Annotated in this window: 16 protein-coding genes and 2 tRNA genes; 7 read left to right on the forward strand and 11 right to left on the reverse strand. The window is 71.3% G+C overall.

All coding sequences use genetic code 11. The annotated features are described in order from the left end of the window. The first annotated feature begins 75 nt into the window (after positions 1–75). Positions 76–804: a 2-C-methyl-D-erythritol 4-phosphate cytidylyltransferase gene (gene ispD, locus ACSQ4M_RS16370; RefSeq protein WP_436190504.1), complete on the forward strand. Its 729-nt coding sequence runs from the start codon at positions 76–78 to the stop codon at positions 802–804. Beyond that, positions 801–1,283 carry a 2-C-methyl-D-erythritol 2,4-cyclodiphosphate synthase gene (gene ispF / locus ACSQ4M_RS16375; RefSeq protein ID WP_436190505.1) on the forward strand — a complete coding sequence of 161 codons (483 nt, stop codon included), beginning with the start codon at positions 801–803 and terminating at the stop codon, positions 1,281–1,283. Before ispD ends, ispF begins: the two co-directional genes overlap by 4 nt. Here the strand turns inward: ispF and ACSQ4M_RS16380 are convergent, their stop codons facing one another. After that, positions 1,284–2,705 (reverse strand): ATP-binding protein, encoded by a 1,422-nt coding sequence (locus tag ACSQ4M_RS16380; protein WP_436190506.1) that lies wholly within the window; start codon positions 2,703–2,705, stop codon positions 1,284–1,286. It lies immediately after the preceding gene. A 20-nt stretch (positions 2,706–2,725) separates the two neighbouring features. Further along, the gene (gene ompR / locus ACSQ4M_RS16385; protein ID WP_056658593.1) at positions 2,726–3,457 is read right to left on the reverse strand and encodes an osmolarity response regulator transcription factor OmpR; all 732 of its coding nucleotides are present in this window, start codon (positions 3,455–3,457) and stop codon (positions 2,726–2,728) included. 199 nt (positions 3,458–3,656) lie between these two features. On the opposite strand from ompR, the gene ACSQ4M_RS16390 reads away from it, so the two are divergent. The 5 genes from ACSQ4M_RS16390 to ACSQ4M_RS16410 all read left to right on the forward strand — a co-directional run bounded on the left by ACSQ4M_RS16390 (position 3,657) and on the right by ACSQ4M_RS16410 (position 8,077). Next, complete coding sequence (locus ACSQ4M_RS16390) at positions 3,657–4,373, forward strand: SIMPL domain-containing protein (protein ID WP_436190507.1); 717 nt, start codon at positions 3,657–3,659, stop codon at positions 4,371–4,373. A gap of 118 nt (positions 4,374–4,491) precedes the next feature. Next, positions 4,492–5,409 (forward strand): alpha/beta fold hydrolase, encoded by a 918-nt coding sequence (locus ACSQ4M_RS16395; RefSeq protein WP_436190508.1) that lies wholly within the window; start codon positions 4,492–4,494, stop codon positions 5,407–5,409. Between the two features lie 10 nt (positions 5,410–5,419). Continuing rightward, positions 5,420–7,666 (forward strand): RelA/SpoT family protein, encoded by a 2,247-nt coding sequence (locus ACSQ4M_RS16400; protein ID WP_436190509.1) that lies wholly within the window; start codon positions 5,420–5,422, stop codon positions 7,664–7,666. Positions 7,667–7,725: 59 nt separating this feature from the next. Continuing rightward, a tRNA-Val gene (locus tag ACSQ4M_RS16405) sits at positions 7,726–7,802 on the forward strand. 200 nt (positions 7,803–8,002) lie between these two features. Further along, positions 8,003–8,077, forward strand: a tRNA-Glu gene (locus ACSQ4M_RS16410). Between the two features lie 83 nt (positions 8,078–8,160). Here the strand turns inward: ACSQ4M_RS16410 and ACSQ4M_RS16415 are convergent. The 9 genes from ACSQ4M_RS16415 to ACSQ4M_RS16455 all read right to left on the reverse strand — a co-directional run bounded on the left by ACSQ4M_RS16415 (position 8,161) and on the right by ACSQ4M_RS16455 (position 20,019). Further along, entirely contained in the window at positions 8,161–8,667 is a 507-nt protein-coding gene (locus tag ACSQ4M_RS16415) for a retropepsin-like aspartic protease family protein (protein ID WP_436190510.1), read from the reverse strand. Then, positions 8,664–11,228, reverse strand: coding sequence for an ABC transporter permease (locus ACSQ4M_RS16420; RefSeq protein WP_436190511.1), 2,565 nt, complete (start codon positions 11,226–11,228; stop codon positions 8,664–8,666). The genes ACSQ4M_RS16415 and ACSQ4M_RS16420 overlap by 4 nt, the downstream gene beginning before the upstream one ends. Continuing rightward, positions 11,215–11,880: an ABC transporter ATP-binding protein gene (locus ACSQ4M_RS16425; RefSeq protein WP_436194023.1), complete on the reverse strand. Its 666-nt coding sequence runs from the start codon at positions 11,878–11,880 to the stop codon at positions 11,215–11,217. The genes ACSQ4M_RS16420 and ACSQ4M_RS16425 overlap by 14 nt, the downstream gene beginning before the upstream one ends. Positions 11,881–11,939: 59 nt before the next feature. Next, a complete protein-coding gene (gene miaA / locus ACSQ4M_RS16430) occupies positions 11,940–12,881 on the reverse strand; it encodes a tRNA (adenosine(37)-N6)-dimethylallyltransferase MiaA (RefSeq protein WP_436190512.1) in 942 nt (313 codons plus the stop codon). 199 nt (positions 12,882–13,080) lie between these two features. After that, positions 13,081–14,853: a methyl-accepting chemotaxis protein gene (locus ACSQ4M_RS16435; protein WP_436190513.1), complete on the reverse strand. Its 1,773-nt coding sequence runs from the start codon at positions 14,851–14,853 to the stop codon at positions 13,081–13,083. Positions 14,854–15,053: 200 nt separating this feature from the next. Then, on the reverse strand, positions 15,054–15,944 hold the full coding sequence (locus ACSQ4M_RS16440) for an alpha/beta hydrolase (protein ID WP_436190514.1): 891 nt from the start codon (positions 15,942–15,944) through the stop codon (positions 15,054–15,056). 81 nt (positions 15,945–16,025) lie between these two features. Then, entirely contained in the window at positions 16,026–17,948 is a 1,923-nt protein-coding gene (gene mutL, locus ACSQ4M_RS16445) for a DNA mismatch repair endonuclease MutL (RefSeq protein ID WP_436190515.1), read from the reverse strand. Further along, positions 17,945–19,030, reverse strand: a complete 1,086-nt coding sequence (locus ACSQ4M_RS16450; protein WP_436190516.1) for a zinc ribbon domain-containing protein — start codon at positions 19,028–19,030, stop codon at positions 17,945–17,947. Before ACSQ4M_RS16450 ends, mutL begins: the two co-directional genes overlap by 4 nt. A 38-nt stretch (positions 19,031–19,068) precedes the next feature. Beyond that, a complete protein-coding gene (locus tag ACSQ4M_RS16455) occupies positions 19,069–20,019 on the reverse strand; it encodes a zinc ribbon domain-containing protein (protein WP_436190517.1) in 951 nt (316 codons plus the stop codon). Positions 20,020–20,031: the final 12 nt, after the last annotated feature.

The following is a 20,031-nucleotide window of genomic DNA, read 5'->3' on the forward strand; positions in this document are numbered from 1 at the left end:
GTGAGGGCGGGGGGTGTTGGCAGCATTCTAGGCATGGCGTGCGGTGTGCGTTTCGGGCTTTCTAGAATCCCGGCGATGACTGATTCCCCAAGCTCGGCGCGCATCTACGCGCTGATTCCCTGTGCAGGCAGCGGCAGCCGCGCGCAGGCGCCGGGCACTGCCCTGGCCAAGCAATACCAGGGCGTGGCTGGCCAGCCCATGGTGATGCACACGCTGGCGGCCTTCGCGGCTGTGCCTGCGGTCCGCGACGTGCTCGTGGTGGTGGCGCCGGGCGACGATTTTTTCGAGCGCCACAGCGCGCCCTGCGTGGTGCGTGACTGTGGCGGGCTCTCGCGTGCGCGCAGCGTGCGCAACGGCCTGCACGATCTGTTCGAGCAGGGCGCGCATGGCGAGGACTGGGTGCTCGTGCACGATGCGGCGCGCTGCCTGGTCACGCCGGCCCAGATCGAAGCGCTGATCGCCGCCTGCGCCGACGACCCGGTCGGCGGCCTGCTCGCGCACCGCTTGCCCGACACGCTCAAGCAGGAAGACGGTGCCGGCCGCGTGGCCGCCACACTGCCGCGCGCCGACAAGTGGCTGGCACAGACGCCGCAGATGTTCCGCATCGGCCTGTTGAGCCGGGCGCTCGACGTGGCGCTGGCGGCCGATCCCGACGCCGTGACCGACGAGGCCAGCGCGATCGAGGCCCTGGGCCTGGCGCCGCGCCTGGTGCCCGGCGGCGCGCTGAACTTCAAGGTCACCTATCCCGAGGATTTCGCGCTGGCCGAGCAGGTGCTGCGCGGCCGCGCCGGAGAACACACATGAATTTCCGCATCGGCGAAGGCTGGGACGTGCACGCGCTCGTGCCGGGCCGCCAGCTCATCATCGGTGGCGTCGCCATCCCCTACCACCTGGGCCTCTTGGGCCATTCCGATGCCGACGTGCTGCTGCACGCCATCACCGACGCGCTGCTGGGTGCAGCCGCGCTGGGCGACATCGGCACCCACTTCTCGGACACCGACCCGCAGTTCTCGGGCGCTGACTCGATGAAGCTCTTGGTCGAGGCGGCGCGCCGTGTGGCGGCCAAGGGCTGGCGCATCGGCAACATCGACAGCACGGTGATCGCCCAAGCGCCCAAGCTCATGCCGCACATCCCGGCCATGCGCGCAGGTATCGCGCAGGCGCTGGGTCTAGAGGTCGACCAGATCAACGTGAAGGCCAAGACGGCTGAGAAGCTCGGCCCCGTGGGCCAGGGCCAGAGCATGGAGGCGCGCGCCGCCGTGCTGCTCGAGCGGTCTGCCTGATCAGCGCAGCGCGCGGCGTAGCTTGATGTGGGCGGCCAGACCGCCCGAGCGCGTGTTGGCCAGCTGGAACACGCCGCCCATGCGCAGGATCGCGGTGTCGACGATGGACAGGCCCAGGCCCGCACCGGTGGCGGCCGTGCGCGCCGTGTCGCCGCGGAAGAAGGGCTTGGCCAGGTCGGCCAGCTGCGACTCGCTGACGCCGGGGCCGCGATCGCGCACCTTGATCAGCACCCATTCGTCGCGGCCCTTGGCCACGATGTCGATGTCGGCCACGTCCGTGCCGGGCGTCTTGCCGTAGCGGCGCGCGTTCTCCAGCAGGTTGGAGAGCACGCGCGCGAGTTCGGTGGCGTCCGACATCACCAGCAGCTGCTCGGGCAACTGCACGTTGATGTGCATGTCCTCGTGGTCGCGCACGGCGTAGCAGCAGGCGTCGACGATCTTGTTCAGCGACACGGGCTTGAGGTCCATGTGGTCCGGCCGCGCGTAGTCGAGGAACTTGTCGATGATGCGGTCCAGCTGCTCGATGTCGGCCACCATGTGGGCGCGCGCATCGGTATCGGCCACGCTCATCTCGGTCTCCAGCCGCAGCCGTGCCAGCGGGGTGCGCAGGTCGTGCGAGATGCCGGCCAGCATGACCACGCGGTCCTGCTCGATCTTGGCCAGGCGCTGGGCCATACGGTTGAAGCCGATGTTGACCTCGCGGATTTCGCCCGTCACGCCGCCTTCGTCAAGCTGGCCGGCGTCGAAATCGCCCTCGCGCACCCGGCTGGTGGCGATCAGCAGGCGCTTGAGCGGACGGTTGATCAGCCCGGCGATCAGCGCCGCCCCAGCCAGCGAGACGCCGCCCGTGGTCAGCAGCCAGACCAGCCAGGTGCGGCCGCCGCCGGGGTTGAAGCGCTCGCGGTCGGTCTGCAGCCAGTTCGGGTCGCCGTTGATCGTGAAACCGACCCACAGGCCGGGCTCGCCGTTGACGGCGCTGGCGACCACGGTGCCGGCGCCCAGGCGCGACTCGAGCGCCGAGACGATGCGCCGGTCGAGCGCGTCGTCGTCCAGCAGCACATAGCGGTCGCTGGGTTCGTGTGGTGCGATGCGCACGCGCTCCTGCTCGGCCATGGCCTTGAGCAGGGACACGCGCGCGATCGGGTCGGCGTACTGCAGCGCAGCGCGCGAGAGGTTGACGAGGGCCGCGATCTGCTGGGCAGTCTGCAGCGCGCGCGGCTCGAATTCGAGCTCGCGCATGGTCTTGAGCCAGGCCAGCATGCTGCCCAGCAGCAGCACTGCGAGCAGGATGAAGGTACGCCAGAACATGTTGATCGCCAGCAGCGACCGGACCATGCTCTTCTTGGGAGGCAGCAGCTCCAGCGGCGCCGGACTGGTGGCGTCCGGGAAATCCGGGGGCTGCGTGCTGCGACTGAACGGCACGACGGGCGAACGCGCCGCCTTCAGTTGGCGCCGTCCGGCACGAAGACGTAGCCCACGCCCCAGACGGTCTGGATGTAGCGCGGCGCTGCGGCGTCCTGTTCCACCAGCTTGCGCAGGCGCGAGACCTGCACGTCCAGGCTGCGGTCGAAGGGCTCGAACTCGCGGCCGCGCGCCAGCAGGGCCAGCTTCTCGCGCGACAGCGGCTGGCGCGGGTGGCGCACCAGGGCCTTGAGCATGGCGAACTCGCCGGTGGTCAGCGGCAGTTCGTCGCCGTTCTTGCGCAGCGTGCGTGCGCCCAGGTCGAACGCGAACGGGCCGAAGCTCGTGACTTCGTTGTCGGTGGACGGTGCACCGGGTGCCTCCTTGACCGGGCGGCGGCGCAGCACGGCATGGATGCGGGCCAGCAGCTCGCGCGGGTTGAAGGGCTTGCCCAGGTAGTCGTCGGCACCGACCTCCAGGCCGACAATGCGGTCGATGTCCTCGCCCTTGGCGGTCAGCATGATGATGGGCGTGCGGTCGTTGGCGGCGCGCAGGCGGCGGCAGATCGACAGGCCGTCTTCGCCGGGCATCATGAGGTCGAGCACGATCAGGTCGGCGGTTTCGCGCAGCATCAGCCGGCTCAGTGCCTTGCCGTCTTCGGCGAGGATGACTTCGAAGCCTTCCTGCACGAGGTAGCGGCGCAGCAGATCGCGGATGCGCGAGTCGTCATCCACTACCAAAATCTTGTCGGGCCGGGAAGAAGTCTGGGACATGGGCAGGCTGAGAAATGTGTAACAGCGGCAATTCTGCAACGGTCCGGCCACGATTCCGGCAAAAAGCCCCGTCCGGCACACACTGTTACAAGTGCGCGCATGGGCTTCACAAGGTGTATGCGATTTGCGTCCACCATGTCTGCGTGGCGCAGCATGCGCTGTGCTACGGTCCGTTTTTTTGATGAAAGGCCCACCCGCCATGTCCGTTTCCCGTCTGCATTCTTCGTTGCTGGCCGCCTGCCTGGGCGCCGCCGTCCTGCTGCCCGCGCATGCCCAGGGCGTACAGCCGGTGCCGCAGAATGTGGTGCAGTTGTCCGCTTCCGGCGTGGTGGAGGTGCCGCAGGACTTCCTGACCATGACGCTCAGCACGACGCGCGAGGCGGCCGACGCCGCCGCGGTGCAGAGCCAGCTCAAGACCGCCATCGACGCTGCGTTGGCCGAGGCGCGCAAGTCTGCCCAGCCAGGCCAGATGGACGTGCGCAGCGGGGCCTTCAGCCTGTCGCCGCGCTACACCAAGGAAGGCCGCATCAGCACCTGGCAGGGCACTGCCGAGATCGTGCTGGAGGGCCGCGACTTCGGCCGCATCAGCAGCGCGGCCGGGCGCGTGCAGGGGCTCACGGTGGGCCAGGTCGCGTTCAGCCTGAGCCGCGAGGAGCGCGCACGCGTGGAAGGCCAGGCCCAGGCCCAGGCCATCGCGCAGTTCAAGGCCAAGGCGGCCGACATCGCCAAGAGCTTCGGCTTTGCCGACTACGGCCTGCGCGAGGTGTCCGTGATGGCCGACGAGGGGGGCATGCCGCGCCCGCGCATGATGCCCATGCAGGCCAAGGCCTCGTACGCCGACGCGGCCCCGGTGCCGGTGGAGGCCGGCAAGAGCATGGTGACGGTGACGGTTTCGGGCGGCGTGCAACTGCGCTGAGTCCGGACGGGGCCCCGCGTACGCCATTCGGCGGACACGCGGGCCGTCCCGTACAGCGTCGCCAGCGCCTATCCTTTAGGATGGGCCAGCTGGCCGCAAATTTAACGAATCCCGCACCATGACTGCTCCTGTTTTGCACCATGTCGTCTGTCCTGGCCCTGCGGCTGCACCGGGCGGCGCGGACGGCCACCGCATGGCCTATTGGCAGTGGGGCGACACCGGCAATCCGCACGTGGTGGTCTGCGTGCACGGGCTGTCGCGCCAGGGCCGCGACTTCGACGCACTGGCGCGCATGCTGGCGCCGCACATGCGCGTGGTCTGTCCCGACGTGGTGGGCCGGGGCCGCAGCGACTGGCTGGCGGATGCGGCGCACTACCAGATACCGGTTTACGCGGCCGACATGCTGGCCATGTTGGCGCAGCTGCAGGCGCAATCGCCCATCACGCAGTTGGACTGGGTCGGCACCAGCATGGGCGGCCTGATCGGGCTGGTGGTGGCCGGGCAGGCCGGCCTGCCACTGCCCGCGCCCGTGCGCAGGCTGGTGCTCAACGATGTCGGCCCCGTGGTGCAGTGGGATGCGCTGCAGCGCATCGGCACCTACCTGGGCAAGAGCGGAACCTACGCCTCGCTCGAGCAGGCGGCTGCGGCCATGTGGGCCGTTTCCACCGGCTTCGGCCCGCATACCCCGCAGCAGTGGCTCGACCTGTCGCGCCACATGGTGCGGCCGGCCGTGGCGGGCGCGCCGGAAGGCCCGCTCGTGCTGCACTACGACCCGCGCATCGCCGAGCCCTTCGGCGCACTGACGCAGCAGGCGGCCGAGCAGGGCGAGGCCATGCTGTGGCAGCTGTACGACCGGATCGAGGCCGACACGCTGCTGCTGCGCGGGGCCGATTCCGACCTGCTCACGCGCGCCACGGCCGAGCAGATGGTGTTGCGCGGCCCGCGCGCGCGGCTGCTGGAGTTCGCTGGCGTCGGCCATGCGCCTACATTGGTGGCCGACGACCAGCGCCAGGCGGTCGTGGAGTTCCTCACGTGAAGAGTTGCATGTGAAGGCTTCCAGTGCGCAGCCCACCGGGGCCCTGACCACGCCCGTCCCCGTCAACGACCTGATCGCGGCCAGCGAACGCACGCTTGCCGACCAGGTCCATGCGTTGGCGCGTGCGCGCGCCTTCGCAGAACCGCTGATCGCCGACGAGACGCTGGATTCGGGCGAGAACACGCTGTCCCACGCCGACGCCGTGGCCGCCATCCTGCGCGACGTCGGCGGCTCCGAGGCCATGCAGGCGGCCAGCTACCTGGTGCACGCCTGTGTGCACCTGAATCGGCCGCACGAGGTCATCGCCAAGGCCTTCGGCGAAAACTTCGCCACCCTGGCCGTGGAGACCACCCAGCTCATGCGCGTGCAGCGGCTGTCGCGCGGCGCGCTGTCGTCCGGGCACCTGGTCGACGACGCGGGCGTGCAGACCGAGACCGTGCGCAAGATGCTGCTGGCCTTCTCGCGCGACCTGCGGGTGGTCATGCTGCGCCTGGCCTCGCGGCTGCAGACGTTGCGCTGGCATGCCGCCAGCAAGACGCCGGTGGCCGCGGCCATGGCGCGCGAGTCGCTGCAGGTGTTCGCGCCGCTGGCCAACCGCCTGGGCATCTGGCAGATCAAGTGGGAGATGGAGGACCTCGCCTTCCGCTTCCTGGAGCCTGTCACCTACAAGGAGGTGGCGCGGCTGCTGGACGAGAAGCGCGTCGAGCGTGAGGCCGGCATGGCCCAACTGCGCGCCTCGGTCGAGGCCGAGCTGCGCGCCCTGGGCCTGGCCGCCACCGTGCAGGGCCGGCCCAAGCACATCTACAGCATCGTCAAGAAGATGCGGGGCAAGTCGCTGGGCTTCGCCCAGGTCTTCGACGTGCGCGCGCTGCGCGTGATCGTGCCCGCCGTGGCCGATTGCTACGCCGTGCTGGCCTGGGTGCATGCGCACTTCCAGCCCGTGTCGGGCGAATTCGACGACTACATCGCCAAGCCCAAGGGCAACGGCTACCAGTCGCTGCACACCGTGGTGCGGCCGCAGCTGGACGGCGACGAACCGGGCCGGCCGATCGAGATCCAGATCCGTACCCAGGCCATGCACGACCATGCCGAGCATGGCGTGGCCGCTCACTGGGCCTACAAGGAGGCCGGTGCCAAGGGCTATGCCGGGGTCTCGGCCGGCGGTGCCTACGACGCCAAGATCGCCGTGCTGCGCCAGCTGCTGGCTTGGGAGCGCGACCTGTCGGGCGCCATGCGGCCCGAGGGACTGCCGTCCAGCGGCGCCGTCGACCTGCTCAGCGACCGCATCTACGTGCTGACGCCCGATGCGGCCGTGGTGGAACTGCCGGCCGGCGCCACGCCGCTGGATTTCGCCTATTCGCTGCACACCAACCTGGGCCACCGCTGCCGAGGCGCGCGCGTGGACGGCGTGATGGTGCCGCTCAACACGCCGCTGCAGAACGGCCAGACCGTGGAGATCACGGCGGCCAAGGAGGGCGGTCCCTCGCGCGACTGGCTCAATGCCGAGCTGGGCTACCTGGCCAGCCATCGCGCGCGCGCCAAGGCGCGGGCCTGGTTCAACGCGGCGGCGCTGCACGCCACCGTGGCGCGCGGGCGCGAGGCCGTCGAGAAGCTGCTGCAGCGCGAGGGCAAGACCGCGCTCAAGCTGGACGACATCGCCACCCAGCTGGGGTTCAAGTCGGCCGACGGGCTGTTCGAGGTCGTGGGCAAGGACGAGTATTCGCTGCGCAATATCGAGCTGCTGCTGCGCCCTGCTGCGCCGCCGCAGGACGATGTGCCGCTGCTCAAGAAGGCACGCAGCGCGAGCAGGGGCGGCGTGCTGGTGGTCGGCATCGATTCGCTGATGACCCAGCTGGCCAAGTGTTGCAAGCCGGCGCCGCCGGACGGCATCGTAGGCTTTGTCACGCGCGGCAAGGGCGTCAGCATCCACCGCGCCGACTGCAGCAACCTGCGCGAGATGGCCGCGCGCAATGCCGAGCGCGTGATCGAGGTCGAGTGGGGCCAGCAACGCCAGGAGACCAAGGCCGTGTACCCGGTCGACGTGGCCGTGGAGGCGGCGGACCGGCAGGGCCTGTTGCGCGACATTTCCGATGTCTTCACCAAGGAGCGCATGAACGTGATCGGCGTTCAGACCCAGTCCGTCAAGGGCACGGCCTGGATGACCTTCACGGTCGAGGTGTCCGATGCGGCCCGCCTGGCGCGTGTGCTGGGCGTGGTGGCCGAGGTGCAGGGCGTGCGCTCGGCGCGCCGTCGATAATTTTTTGCGCGATAGGTGACAGGGCGCCAAAACCGTGGCTATAATCGTGGGCTTACGACAGGCGCGTAGCTCAGCTGGTTAGAGCACCACCTTGACATGGTGGGGGTCGTTGGTTCGAGTCCAATCGCGCCTACCAAGTTTTCCTTCTGAACGGAACCAGCGTTCGGAGTTTCGGGAAACTTGACGAGGAAGATCCAGTTCCTCTGGCAACGCAAAGCCGCCTCATCGAGGCGGCTTTTTGCTTTTCGAGTGCTGTTTGGGCTGCTGCAAATTCTTTGTGTAATTTCAGCCCGCGCGCCAGAAGTGCCAAATTTCTGGGCTAGAATGCTAGCTTCCGGAGCTATCGTCTATCGGTTAGGACATCAGATTTTCATTCTGAGAAGCGGGGTTCGATTCCCCGTAGCTCCTCCAGGATTCTTCCGCCCACCACAGGGCGCGTCATTGGCACTTCGGTGCACCCCCTCCCCGTAAACCACTTGGCCTCCTGGCCGAGTTCAGTCAACTCGCGCGCGCAGTTGCATGCTGTCGCGGTCCATGCGGACCTCGAAGTGCTGCAGGAAGTTCTGGCCCAGCAGCGCCTGGGCATCGTCGGCGCCGATTTGCAGGCCTACGCCCACACGCAAGCCGGTCACGGCCACGCCTCCTTGCAGAGCGACCTTGCCGGCCCGCACCATGCGGCCTTCGCGCACGCCATTGGCGGTGCGAAAGCTCGCAGGCTCGCCACCTTCCAGGCCCGCACGGCGTGCCAGGGCTTCGCTGACGCTGACCACGCTGGCGCCCGTGTCGACCAGGAACAGCACGGGCTCGCCATTGATGCTGCCAGCGATGCGGAAGTGGCCGTCTGCATGCCGCGGGATCAGCAACTCACCTATGGCCATCACGCGTGCCGCACGCGGCTGTTGCCAGCGGTCCATGGCCCAGTACAGCAGCGCCATCACGGCAAGCCAGAAGGCCACCATGGCAAGCGCGCCGCGCAGCACCAGGCCGCGCTGCCGCCTCACCAGTCCTCCTTGACAGCCAGCACCGCGTCGCGCCCCGCTGCCGCGCGGCCGGCCAGCCAGGCCGTCAACGTGCCCGCGGCGACGACGGCCGCGCACAGCGCCAGCAGCCGGCCCCAGGGTGCGTGCAGGTCCATGGTCCAGTGGAAGCTCTGCGGGTTGACCACGTGCACCAGCACCACCGCCACCGCCAGGCCCAGCGCCAGGCCGGCGATGGCGCCGATCAGCGTCCAGGCCGCGCCCTCGCCGGCCACCACGGCCAGGATTTGCCGGCGCGTCAGGCCCAGGTGGGCGAGCAGGCCGAACTCCTTGCGTCGCGCCAGCACCTGGGCGCTGAAGCTGGCCGCCACGCCGAACAGGCCGATGCCGATGGCCACGGCCTGCAGCCAGTAGGTCACGGCGAAGCTGCGGTCGAAGATGCGCAGCGAATTGGTGCGCAGGGCGCCGACCGAGGTGAATTCCAGCAGTGCGCCGGCGCCGGGGGCCTGCGCCTCGACCAGCGCGCGCAGGCGCTGCTGCAGGGCCGCAGCATCGGTGCCGGGTGCCAGCCACAGCGCGATGTCGTTGATGCGCCGGTCGCCCGAAAGCCGCTGGTAGTCGTGCAGCGGCACCACCACCGCGCCGAACTGGCGTACGTAGTCGCGCCACACGCCAGCCACGAACAGGGGCGGTGCGGTCGCCTGGGGGAACGCCACGGCTGCCAGCGCGTCCAGCCGGCTGCCCGGTGTGGCGCCGTACAGGTCGACCATGGGCTCGCTGACGTACACACCCAGCATGCCGGGCGGCACCGGCAGCGCCGCGCCGACCAGCGGCAGGCTGCTGGCCGGGTCGGCGATGTTGCGCGCCAGCAGTTGCACGGCCGGCCGCTCGGGGTTCAGCTGCACGGCGCGCTGGCGCGTGGTGGCCATGCGGGCCACGCCGTCGCTGGCGGCCACCGCGGCCACGGTCGCGGGAGAGAAGAACAGCGCATCGCCGGCGGCCACGGCGGGGCGCAGGTAGAGGTCGGCCGGCAACACCTGGTCCAGCCAGCCGATCATGGATTCGCGAAAGCTCGCCACCATCACCGTCAGCGCGACCGCCAGGCTCAGCGCCGCGACCACGCCGCTCACGGCCACGGCCGCGCTCTCGCGCACGCGCCGCGCGCGCTCCACCGCGAGCAGTGGTAGCAGCCGCTGGGCCACGTGCGGCTGCAGCCGGTCGTACAGGGCCTGGATCAGCAGCGGCAATGCCGTGATGCCGCCAACCAGCAGCAGGGCGACCGAGACATAGGCGCCCAGCGCGATGCCGCCCACCGGCGGCGCCAGCGCGAGCAGGCCGCCCAGCGCCAGCAGCACGAGGCTCCACAGCTGCCGGCGGCGGCCGGGCGGCGCATGGCCCAGGCCCTTGAGCGCTTGGGCAGGCGGCAGGTTCTGTGCGGCACGGGCCGGCCACCAGCCGCCGGCCAGTGTGGCGGCGATGCCCAGCAGGCCGTAGGTGGCGGCGGCCGCCGGGCTCCACTGCAGCGGCGGGGTGGCCTGATTGAAGTAGCCGCCGCCCAGGTCGCCCCCAAGCAGCCGCAGGGCCGCGGCCGCCAGCGCCGTGCCCAGCGCCAGCCCGGCCAGGCTGCCGGCCAGGCCGAGCACGGCCGACTCGGCCAATACCAGGCGCTGGCGCTCACTGCCCGTGAGACCCAGCACGCCCAGCAGCGCGAACTGCTGCGTGCGCCGCGCGACCGACAGCGACAGCACCGAGAACACCAGGAAGGCGCCCGTGAACAGCGCCACCAGCGCCAGCACCGTGAGGTTCACGCGGTAGGCACGCGAGAGGTTGCTGACGCGCTGCGCATCCTGCCCCGGCGTCTGCGCGCGCACCTCCGGCGGCAGGGCCAGCGCGGTCAGCACGGATTCGCGCACGGTGCCGGGCGCCAGTTGCACGTCGATGCGCGAGATTTCGCCGAGGCGTTCGAACAGATCCTGCGCGGCGCCGATGTCCATGACCGCCAGGGGCGGGCCGCCGGCCGCGACGGTGCCGGCCACGCGCACGGGCCGCAGCGTCAGGCCCTGTTGCAGTTGCACGCCATCCATGCCCAGGGCCTGCTGGGCGGCCGGGTTGAGGAACACCGTGGCCGGCGCGAACCAGGCGTCGCGCGCGCCTGCCAGGCCCGGCGTGGGCGCGGGCAGCAGCTGCGGCGCGAAGGCCGCCACGCGCAGCGCGTCCAGGCCCAGGACGCGCAGCGGCACGCGCTGGGTGGCGCGGTCCGAGCCGGCCAGCGTCTGCAGCTCCAGCACGGGGCTGGCGTGGCGGACCTGCGGATGGGCGGCCACGCGCGCGTAGAGGTCTTCGTCGAACCCGCCCTGCGCGGCGCGCAGTTCCAGGTCGGGCTGGCCATTGACGCTGCGCACGGCGCTGGCGAACTCGTCCAGTGCCGAGGCGTTGATCAGGTGCACCGAGAAGGCCAGCGCCACACCCAGCATCACGGCCACCACGGCAGCCGCGTTGCGCCAGGGGTGCTGGCGCAGCTCCTGCCAGGAGTAACTGGCCAGCAGCGTGCGCAGCACGCCGGCGGGCGCTTCAGCCCTGGGCATCGGCGATGCCCTGCGCCGTGAGGTGCAGCACGCGGTCGGCGCGTGCGGCCGCGGCCTCCGAATGCGTCACGAGCACGAGCGCGGCGCCGTGGGCGCGCACCTGGGCGATCAGCAGGTCCATCACGCGCGCGGCCGTGCCCGGGTCCAGGTTGCCGGTGGGCTCGTCGGCCAGCAGCAGGGGCGGGCGGTGCACCAGCGCACGCGCGATCGCCACGCGCTGCAACTGGCCGCCGCTGAGCTGCTGGGGCAGCCGCGCGGCGAGGCCCTGCAAGCCGACGGCGTCCAGCATGGCATCGACCGCGGCGGTGGCGTCGTGCCGGCCCAGCAGCATCAGCGGCAGCGCCACGTTTTGCGCCACGTCCAGGTGCGGCAGCACGTGGAAGGCCTGGAACACGAAGCCCAGCGCCTGCCGGCGCAGACGCGCGCGCGCATCGTCGTCCAGCGCCGCGAGGTCTTTGCCTGCCAGCAGCACGCGGCCGGCATCCCAGTGGTCCAGGCCGGCCATGCAGTTGAGCAGTGTGGACTTGCCCACGCCGGATTCGCCGACGATGGCGACAAACTCGCCCGGCGCCACGCGCAGCGTGACATCGGCGAACACCGTGGCCTCGCCGTAGCGCTTGGCCAGCCCGTCCACGGCCAGGGCCGGCGTCACTGGAGTGCCTTCGCGCTCTGCGCTGCGGTGCCGAGCACCTTGGGGCGGCCCGGCGGTGCTCACGCGATGCGCTCCAGCACCTGGGCCAGCGCGTCGGGCGCGTCGCAGGCCACGGCCTCGCGCGCCGGCATGGCGCGCAGCCAGGTGATCTGCCGCTTGGCCAGCTGGCGCGTGGCGGCGATGCCCTGCTCGCGCAGTGCGGCCAGCGCGGCCGGTGGCAGCGGGGCGTCGGGCGCAGGCAGGGCGTCCAGCGCCTGCCAGGCCTGGCGGTAGCCCACGCAGCGCATGGACGGCAGTTCGGCATGCAGGTCGCCGCGCGCGCGCAGCGCGCGCACCTCGTCGAGGAAGCCGCCAGCCAGCATGGCATCGAAGCGCTCGGCGATGCGGGCGTGCAGCCAGCCGCGCTCACGCGGCTCCAGCGTGACGAGGCGGTGGCGTGGCGCGGCCTGGGCGTCGCGCGTGCCGTGGAAGGACGACAGGGGCCGGCCCGTCAGCCGCCAGACTTCGAGCGCGCGCTGGATGCGCTGGGAATCGTTGGGGGCGAGCCGGGCCGCGGTGGCGGGATCGTGCAGGGCCAGTTCGGCGTGCATTGCGGGCCAGCCGCGCGCGGCGGCCTCGGCCTCCAGCGCGGCCCGCTGCGCGGGGTCGGCCGGCGGCATCGCGTCCAGCCCCTCGATGAGCGCCTTGAAGTAGAGCATGGTGCCGCCCACCAGCAGGGGCAGCGCGCCGCGCGCGCGGATCTCGGCCGAAAGGCGTGTGGCGTCGGCCACGAAGCGCGCCGCGCTGTAGGCCTCGGACGGGTCGAGGATGTCGATCAGGTGGTGCGGCACGGCCGCGCGCTCGACGGGCGTGGGCTTGGCCGTGCCGATGTCCATGCCGCGGTAGACAAGGGCCGAATCCACGCTGACGATCTCCACCGGCCGGCGCGCGGCGATGGCCAGCGCGGCTGCGGTCTTGCCGGAGGCGGTGGGGCCGGCCAGGCCGATCCAATCGATGTCCACGGTGGCGGCCTCAGCGCCGCGCTGCGGCGGCGGGCAGCAGGCAGGGCAGGGCGATGGTCAGGGGAGGGTGGGGCAGGCGCATGGTGTCGAGGCGGGGCGGGCGGGTAGCACGCCGTGGCGGCCCCGCGATTGTGGCAAAGCCACGCTGCACCCCGCCCATTTCCGTACGCGCGCGGCCTGCGTCGGCGCGTTCACCCGCTCAGAAGCTCTCCCACTCGCCTTCTTCGTTCTTGGCAGGGGCCTTGGCGGCCGGCAGTGCCCTGGGGGCTGCGGCGGCAGGCTTGGTCCGCGCGCCGGCTGGCGCGGGGGCGGGCTTCGCGGCAACGCGCGGTGTCGGGGTGGTGGCGGGGCGGATTGCCAACGTCGGGGCGCGGGCCGGGACCGCGGCGCGGGCTGGCGCCGGGGCTGCAGGCGGTGCCATCGCCGCACCGTCGCGCAGCTGGAACACCGCCATGGCCTGCACCAGCTGCTGGGCCTGGTGGCGCAGGCTGTCGGCGGCGGCGGCGGACTGCTCGACCAGGGCCGCGTTCTTCTGCGTGGTCTGGTCCATCTCGGTGATGGCCTGGCCGATCTGCTCGACGCCCGAACTCTGCTCGCTGCTGGCCGCGCTGATCTCGCCCACGATGTCGGTGACGCGGCGGATCGCGGCGACGACTTCCTCCATGGTGCTGCCGGCCTGGTCCACCAGCGTGGTGCCCTGTTGCACGCGTTCCACGCTGGCGCCGATCAGCGTCTTGATCTCGCGCGCCGCCTCGGCCGAGCGGCCGGCCAGGCTGCGCACCTCGGTGGCCACCACGGCGAAGCCGCGGCCCTGCTCGCCGGCGCGTGCAGCCTCCACGGCCGCGTTCAGCGCCAGGATGTTGGTCTGGAAGGCGATGGAGTCGATCACGCCGATGATGTCGGCGATGCGGTCCGAGCTTTCGTGGATGCCCTTCATGGTCGCCACCACGCGCGAGACCACTTCGCCGCCCTTGCTCGCAACGGACGAGGCATTGGCCGCAAGCGCATTGGCCTGGCGCGCGTTGTCGGCGTTCTGGCGCACGGTGGAGCTGAGCTCCTCCATGGAAGCGGCCGTTTCCTCCAGCGCCGAGGCCTGCTGCTCGGTGCGGCCGGACAGGTCGTTGTTGCCCGCCGCGATCTCGCTGCTGGCCGTGGAGACGCCCTCGGCACTGATGCGCACGCCCGACACCACCGTGGCCAGTTGTTGCTGCATCTCCTTCAGCGCGGCCAGCAGGGCAGTGGCCTCGTCGCGGCCATGCACCTGGATGTCTTCGGTCAGGTCGCCGGCCGCCACGCGCCGTGCCGCGCTGCCGGCCTGTGCCAGCGGGCCGGTGATGCTGCGCGTGAGCAACCAGGCGAACAGGGCCACCAGCCCCAGCGCCACGACGGCGAAGCCGACCAGGATGGACTGCCCCAGCGCCGCCTGGTCGGCAGTCGCGCGCAGCGAGCTCTCGTAGATCTTGTGCTGGCCTTCCTCGAAGCGCTGCAGCGCGGCGTCGTACTGGTCGGCCAGCGGGCGCAACTGGGTGCCCAGCAGTGCCGCCACGTCCTCGCCGGCCTGGCGCCGCTTGATCAGCTGGGCGCGGGGGCTGCGGTAGGCCTCGCGCCGGGTGTTGATCTCGGCGATCAGGGCCTTTTCCTCCTCCGTCACGGCCAGCTGACCGATGCGCTCGCTGACCTCTGAGATGCGCTTGGAGGTGCGGTCCATCTGCGCGATCCAGGACGGGATGCGGCTCACATCGGCCTCGAGCAGCGTGGACTGGGTACGCACCCAGTTCATCTCGATGTTCTGGCGCCAGCGTTCGGCCAGGCGCAGCTTCTCGTTGTCCACGGTTCCGAGCCGCTGGGCGTCGGCAGCGGTCTGCTGCAGCCGCCAGTAGCCGACGGCGGCGCTGACGGCAATGACCAGCAGCAGGATGCCGAAGGCCAGCGTCAGCCGGGCGCCGATGCGCAGTTGACGCAGGCCACTCATGCTGCGCTCCCATCGGATGTGGCATGTACGCCGCCAGGCAGCGCAGAACCGGTCCGGACATGTACTTCGTCTTGGTGCACAACAAGCCTCCCGAGAGCCTAGAGTGCGCCGATTATGGGCATTCGCGCGCTTATCGATGTACTCGCTTGCCCCAACTGCGCAGGAACTGAGCGGAAGAACAACACTCGGGAAGCGTGTCCCTATTCGCTGGCCTGGGCCAGCGTGCCGGCCGGAGGCCAGCCGAACAGCTGCTGCAGGGCGGTGCGGTACTGCGCCTGGCCGCGCACGATGGTGTTGTGGTGCGTGCCGCCATCGACCACCACGAAGGCCTTGGGCTCCTGTGCGGCCTCGTACAGGCGCCGGCCGAGATCGGGCTTGATCAGGTTGTCGTTGGAGCCGTGCACCACCAGCAGGGGCGCTCCGATGTGGGGCACCTTGCGGATGGATTCCATGCGCTGCGTGATGAGCCAGCCGATCGGCAGCCAGCCCCACTTCATGCTGGCTGCCACCTCGGGGATGGAGGTGAAGGTGCCTTCGACGAGCACGCCGCGCTCGTCCTTGACCTTGGAGGCCAGGTCGATCGCGATGGCGCCGCCCAGCGAGTGGCCGAAGATGTAGCGCGGCCGGTCGGGGTAGCGGGCGGCCAGCCAGTCCCAGGCGGCGCGGGCGTCCTCGAAGGCGCGGTCTTCGGAGGGCAGCTCCGAGGTGCTTTTGCCGAAGCCGCGGTAGTCGATCGCCAGCACCGAGAAGCCCAGTTGCTGCATGGCGCGCATGCGCGGTGCCGAGCCCTGCACGTTCCAGCGCGCGCCATGCAGGTACAGCAGGATGGGCGCCTGCGCACCGTCCGTGTGCAGTGCCGGTTCGTTCTCCAGCCACAGGCCGTGCAGGCGCACTGTTTCCTTGGACACCTTGGAATCGAAACCGATCCAGACTTCCTCCATGCCCTCGGCGCTGGCGGCGCTACCGCCCCAGGCGCGGTCGCCGGGCTGGAAGATCCAGTCGCGCTGGCGTTCATCGAGCAGGCTGCAACCCGTGACCGCACCCAGCGACAGGGTCGCGCACAGCAAGGCGATCAAGGAAAGGCGGCGCATGGCAGGCACTGACTTCGGTTGTGCGGCGTAAGTTCAATCCTACGCAGCGCAAGCACGATCAGGGCCAGGGCCGGCGACCGTTCAGCGCCCCCGCAGGAACAGCTGGTCGAGTTCCCGCACGCTGATCTGGCGCCAGGTCGGCCGGCCGTGATTGCACTGGTCGGAACGCTCGGTGGCTTCCATCTGGCGCAGCAGGCCGTTCATCTCCTCCAGCGTGAGCCGGCGGTTGGCGCGCACCGCGCCATGGCAGGCCATGGTGGCCAGCAGCTCGTTGCGGGCGCGCTGCACCACGCCGCTGGCGTCGTGCTGGGCCAGTTCGGCCAGCACGCTGCGCGCCAGCGCCACGGCGTCGCCTTGGGCCAGGCTGGCCGGCACGGCGCGCACGGCCAGCGTGCGCGCCGAGAACGGCGCCACGTCCAGGCCCAGCTGGGCCAGCGTGTCGGCATGGGCCTCGGCCGTCGCCAGCTCGGTCGGCGTGGCCGCGAAGGTGGCCGGGATCAGCAGCGGCTGGCTGGCCATGGCGGCATCGTCCGCCTGCGCCTTGAGCCGCTCGTACACGATGCGTTCGTGGGCGGCATGCATGTCGACGACCACCAGTCCCTGCTGGTTCTCGGCCAGGATGTAGATGCCTTGCAACTGGGCCAGCGCGCGGCCGAGCGGCCAGGCAGGAGTGTCGGCAGGTGCTGGCTGGGCCGGCTGAGGTGCCGGTGCACGCTCGGGCGCCGGCCCGTCCTCGGCGTTGCGCGCGTCTGTGTCTGGCAGGGTGGCGAGTTCCGCAACGGAGTCCACCGCGGCTTCGCCTGCCCAGCGCGCGGCGGGTTCGGCCACGCGGGCGGCCGGCGCGGGGCTCCAGGGCGTGAAATCTGCCGCGGGCGCGCGTTCGGCGAACACCATGGACGGCTGCTGCCACGGCGGCACCACCGTCACCCGCGGGGCCAGGGGCAGCTGCGGCGCCGGTTGGGCCAGCGCGGCGCGCGGCGCGGCCAGCGCCTGGTCGATGGCGCGGCGCACGGCCTGGTGCACCTCGCGGCTGTCGCGAAAGCGCACCTCGATCTTGGTCGGGTGCACGTTCACGTCCACGCGCGTAGGGTCCATGTCCACGTAGAGCGCGTAGACCGGCTGGCGCTGGCCGTGCAGCACGTCCTCGTAGGCGCTGCGCGCGCCGTGCGCGAGCACCTTGTCGCGCACGAAGCGGCCGTTGACATAGGCGAACTGGTGGTCGCCGCGCGTACGCGCCGCGTCCGGGATGCCGGCGCGGCCGCGCACGCGGATCAGCGGGCCGCCCCCTTCGGATTGGGCGCTGCTGCGGTAGTCCACCAGCACCGAGCGTTCACAGAACTCCTCGCCCAGCACGTCGGCCAGGCGCTGGTCCATGCCGGCGTCGTCGCTGTCGGCTGCGGCGCGCCATTGCTCCACCAGCTTGCCCTCGTGCCAGATGGCGAAGCCGACGTCGGGCCGCGCCAGCGCGTGGCGGCGCACCGCCTCGACGCAGTGGGCCAGCTCGGTCGCGTCGGTCTTGAGGAACTTGCGCCGCGCCGGCGTGCTGAAGAACAGCTCCTTGACCTCCACCGTGGTGCCGACGGCGCGGGCGATGGGCTTCATCTCGCCGGTGCGCCCGTCCAGCAGCATGGCGTGCGGCTGCTCTGCCGTGCGCGAGGCGATCGCCATGTCGGAGACCGAGTTGATCGCCGCCAGCGCCTCGCCGCGAAAGCCCATGGTGGACACGCTCTCGAGCTCCTGCAGGTTGCCGATCTTGCTGGTGGCGTGGCGCTTGAGCGCCAGCGGCAGGTCGGCCATGGGGATGCCGATGCCGTCGTCCTCCACGGCGATCAGGCGCACGCCGCCGGCCAGCAGGCGCAGCGTGATCTGGCGCGCACCGGCATCGAGCGCGTTGTCGACGAGTTCGCGCACCACCGAGGCCGGTCGCTCGACCACCTCGCCGGCGGCGATCTGGCTGATCAGCTCGTCGGGCAGTTCGCGGATCTGGCGGCGTTCGCTGCTCATTGCAGGGCCTGGCCGCAGGCGGCGCATTGGGTGTCGCTGGCGCGCACGTTGGTGCCGCAGGCAGGGCAGGTCGCCGGCGGCCTGGGCGGCTCGGCCGGCTGCGTGGCATTGGCGGCCGCGGCGCGCGCGCGCTCGGCCACGCGTGCGGCGCGGGCCTGGGCCTGCTCCTGCATGCCGCGTGCCCTGTCGACGGCGTAGGCCAGGTGGGCGTCCACATGGGCCTGCTCGGCCGCCAGGTCCAGGCCGTCCAGCGCGCGCAGGTAGACGCTGCTGACGCCGCGCAGGTACACCAGGCCCGGCAGCGTGCAGGCGGCCGCGAACAGCACGCCGCTGCCGAAACCGGCGGCCGCCGCGTGCGCGCCACCGCTGCCCATGCCGAAGCTGCCCATGTCGATGTTGCCCAGGATGGGCGCGGAGATGCCAGCCGTGATGGCCACGCCGCCGAACAGGATGGTGCCGATCAACAGGCCGATGAGGCCGGCGATGAGGGACACCACCAGCATCAGCAGCAGCACCATACCGAGCCGGCGCCGCGCGATGGCGATGAGCTGGCTCACGCATTCCATGGCCGTGGCGCCGTTCCACACCGAGGGCGCCGACAGCGGAAACACCACCATGGGCAGCGCGAACAGCGCCACGCCGGTCAGTACCACGGCCACCGGGAACACGAAGGCGTACAGCAGCGGCCCCAGCAGGGGCAGCTTGCACAGGAACACCACCGCCATCAGCGCCAGCACGCCGGCCAGGTACAGGCCCGCGATCCACAGGTAGACCAGCAGCAGGCGGTGCGAATGCGTGAGCGAATGCGAGACGGCTTCGACGATGGAGCGCGAGCGCACACCGTGGGCTTCGTCCATCAGCATCACGCCGGCAGCATTCACGCCGTAGAACAGCACGGCGTAGGCCGCCACCGCGAACAGCGCAACGAAGAAGTAGCTGACGCCGGCCAGCAGCGTGCCCAGGCCCATGACCATGGCGCCCGCGACCAGCGTGACCAGCAGCAGCACGAGCGCGCGCCAGTTGCGCATGGCGTCGATGCTGTCGACGAGGCTGCTGCTGTCCTTGACCTGTTGGGAAAGCACGGGCTGGGTACTCCTGAAGTTGGCTGCGGCGTGGCCGGCTAGCTGCCGACCAGACCTTGTTCGATCTCGCGCCGGCGCTGCTCGCGGGCCTCATTTTCCAGTCGGACGCAGGTCGGGTGCCGGCGGAACTCCGACTTGAAGCACTGCATGCCGATGCACAGCGAGCGCGCGAGCCCGCTGTTGCTGTCGGCACACACGGATTCCGGGCTGGGCGCAGCGGGTGGGGCAGCGGCCTGGCGCGGCGGCGGTGGCGGCGGGCTGGGCGCGGGGGGCGCAGTGTAGACGGCGGCGGGTTCGGCCGGCGGCGCGGGCGCGACGGGAACGGCGCTGGCCGCCGGCTGGGGCGGCTGGGCGGCTGCGGGCTGCGGCCGGCGGCGTTCCGCCGCGCCAGCGTGCTCCGGCCCGGACGCCACGGGTTCCGGAGGCAGCGCGGCGCCGGGCGTCTCCGCCGGGGCGGGCTGGGGTTCGGGGGGCGCGGGCACGGATGGTGGATCGGTCAGGAACTCCTCGACCGGCTCTGCCACCGGCGTCGGCGCTGGCGCGGCGGCGGGCGGTGGCGCGCTGCTGCGCTGCCACCACAGCACCGCTGCCCCGAGCACCAGCACGAGCAGCAGCAGCGGCAGGACGGGGCGGTGCCGCGGCGGCGCGGGCACGGCGGCAGTCCTGGCCGCCGCCTTGGCCGCCGTCTCCTGCGGTGTGCCGCGCTGCCGGTCGGGCTGCACCAGCCGGGGCGCCACGGGAGGCTGTGCCGGCGTGGCCAATGGCTTGCCGCAACTGCGGCAAAAGCGCGCGCCGGCCCGGTTGGGCTTGCCGCAGGCGGCGCAGGCCACGGGCGGCCCGGGGGGCATGGGCGCCAGCGCAGGCGCCGCTTGCGTGCGTGCAACGGCCCCGGCGGCCGGCATGGCCGGATCCAGTGGCGTTGCGCACTTCCTGCAGAACCTGGCGATGGGCCGGTTGCCGGTGCCGCATGCGGGGCAGGTCTTGGACAAAGGAGAACAGCG

Source organism: Pseudorhodoferax sp. LjRoot39 (genome assembly GCF_964253035.1).
GTDB lineage: Bacteria > Pseudomonadota > Gammaproteobacteria > Burkholderiales > Burkholderiaceae_C > Pseudorhodoferax.

What these genes read in the sequence shown, in the direction of transcription:
- ispD (WP_436190504.1), top strand. Translation starts at nt 76, where the DNA reads ATGACTGATTCCCCAAGCTCGGCGCGCATCTACGCGCTGATTCCCTGT.
- ispF (WP_436190505.1), top strand. Translation starts at nt 801, where the DNA reads ATGAATTTCCGCATCGGCGAAGGCTGGGACGTGCACGCGCTCGTGCCG.
- ompR (WP_056658593.1), bottom strand. Translation starts at nt 3,457, where the DNA reads ATGTCCCAGACTTCTTCCCGGCCCGACAAGATTTTGGTAGTGGATGAC.
- ACSQ4M_RS16390 (WP_436190507.1), top strand. Translation starts at nt 3,657, where the DNA reads ATGTCCGTTTCCCGTCTGCATTCTTCGTTGCTGGCCGCCTGCCTGGGC.
- ACSQ4M_RS16395 (WP_436190508.1), top strand. Translation starts at nt 4,492, where the DNA reads ATGACTGCTCCTGTTTTGCACCATGTCGTCTGTCCTGGCCCTGCGGCT.
- ACSQ4M_RS16420 (WP_436190511.1), bottom strand. Translation starts at nt 11,228, where the DNA reads ATGCCCAGGGCTGAAGCGCCCGCCGGCGTGCTGCGCACGCTGCTGGCC.
- ACSQ4M_RS16435 (WP_436190513.1), bottom strand. Translation starts at nt 14,853, where the DNA reads ATGAGTGGCCTGCGTCAACTGCGCATCGGCGCCCGGCTGACGCTGGCC.
- ACSQ4M_RS16440 (WP_436190514.1), bottom strand. Translation starts at nt 15,944, where the DNA reads ATGCGCCGCCTTTCCTTGATCGCCTTGCTGTGCGCGACCCTGTCGCTG.
- mutL (WP_436190515.1), bottom strand. Translation starts at nt 17,948, where the DNA reads ATGAGCAGCGAACGCCGCCAGATCCGCGAACTGCCCGACGAGCTGATC.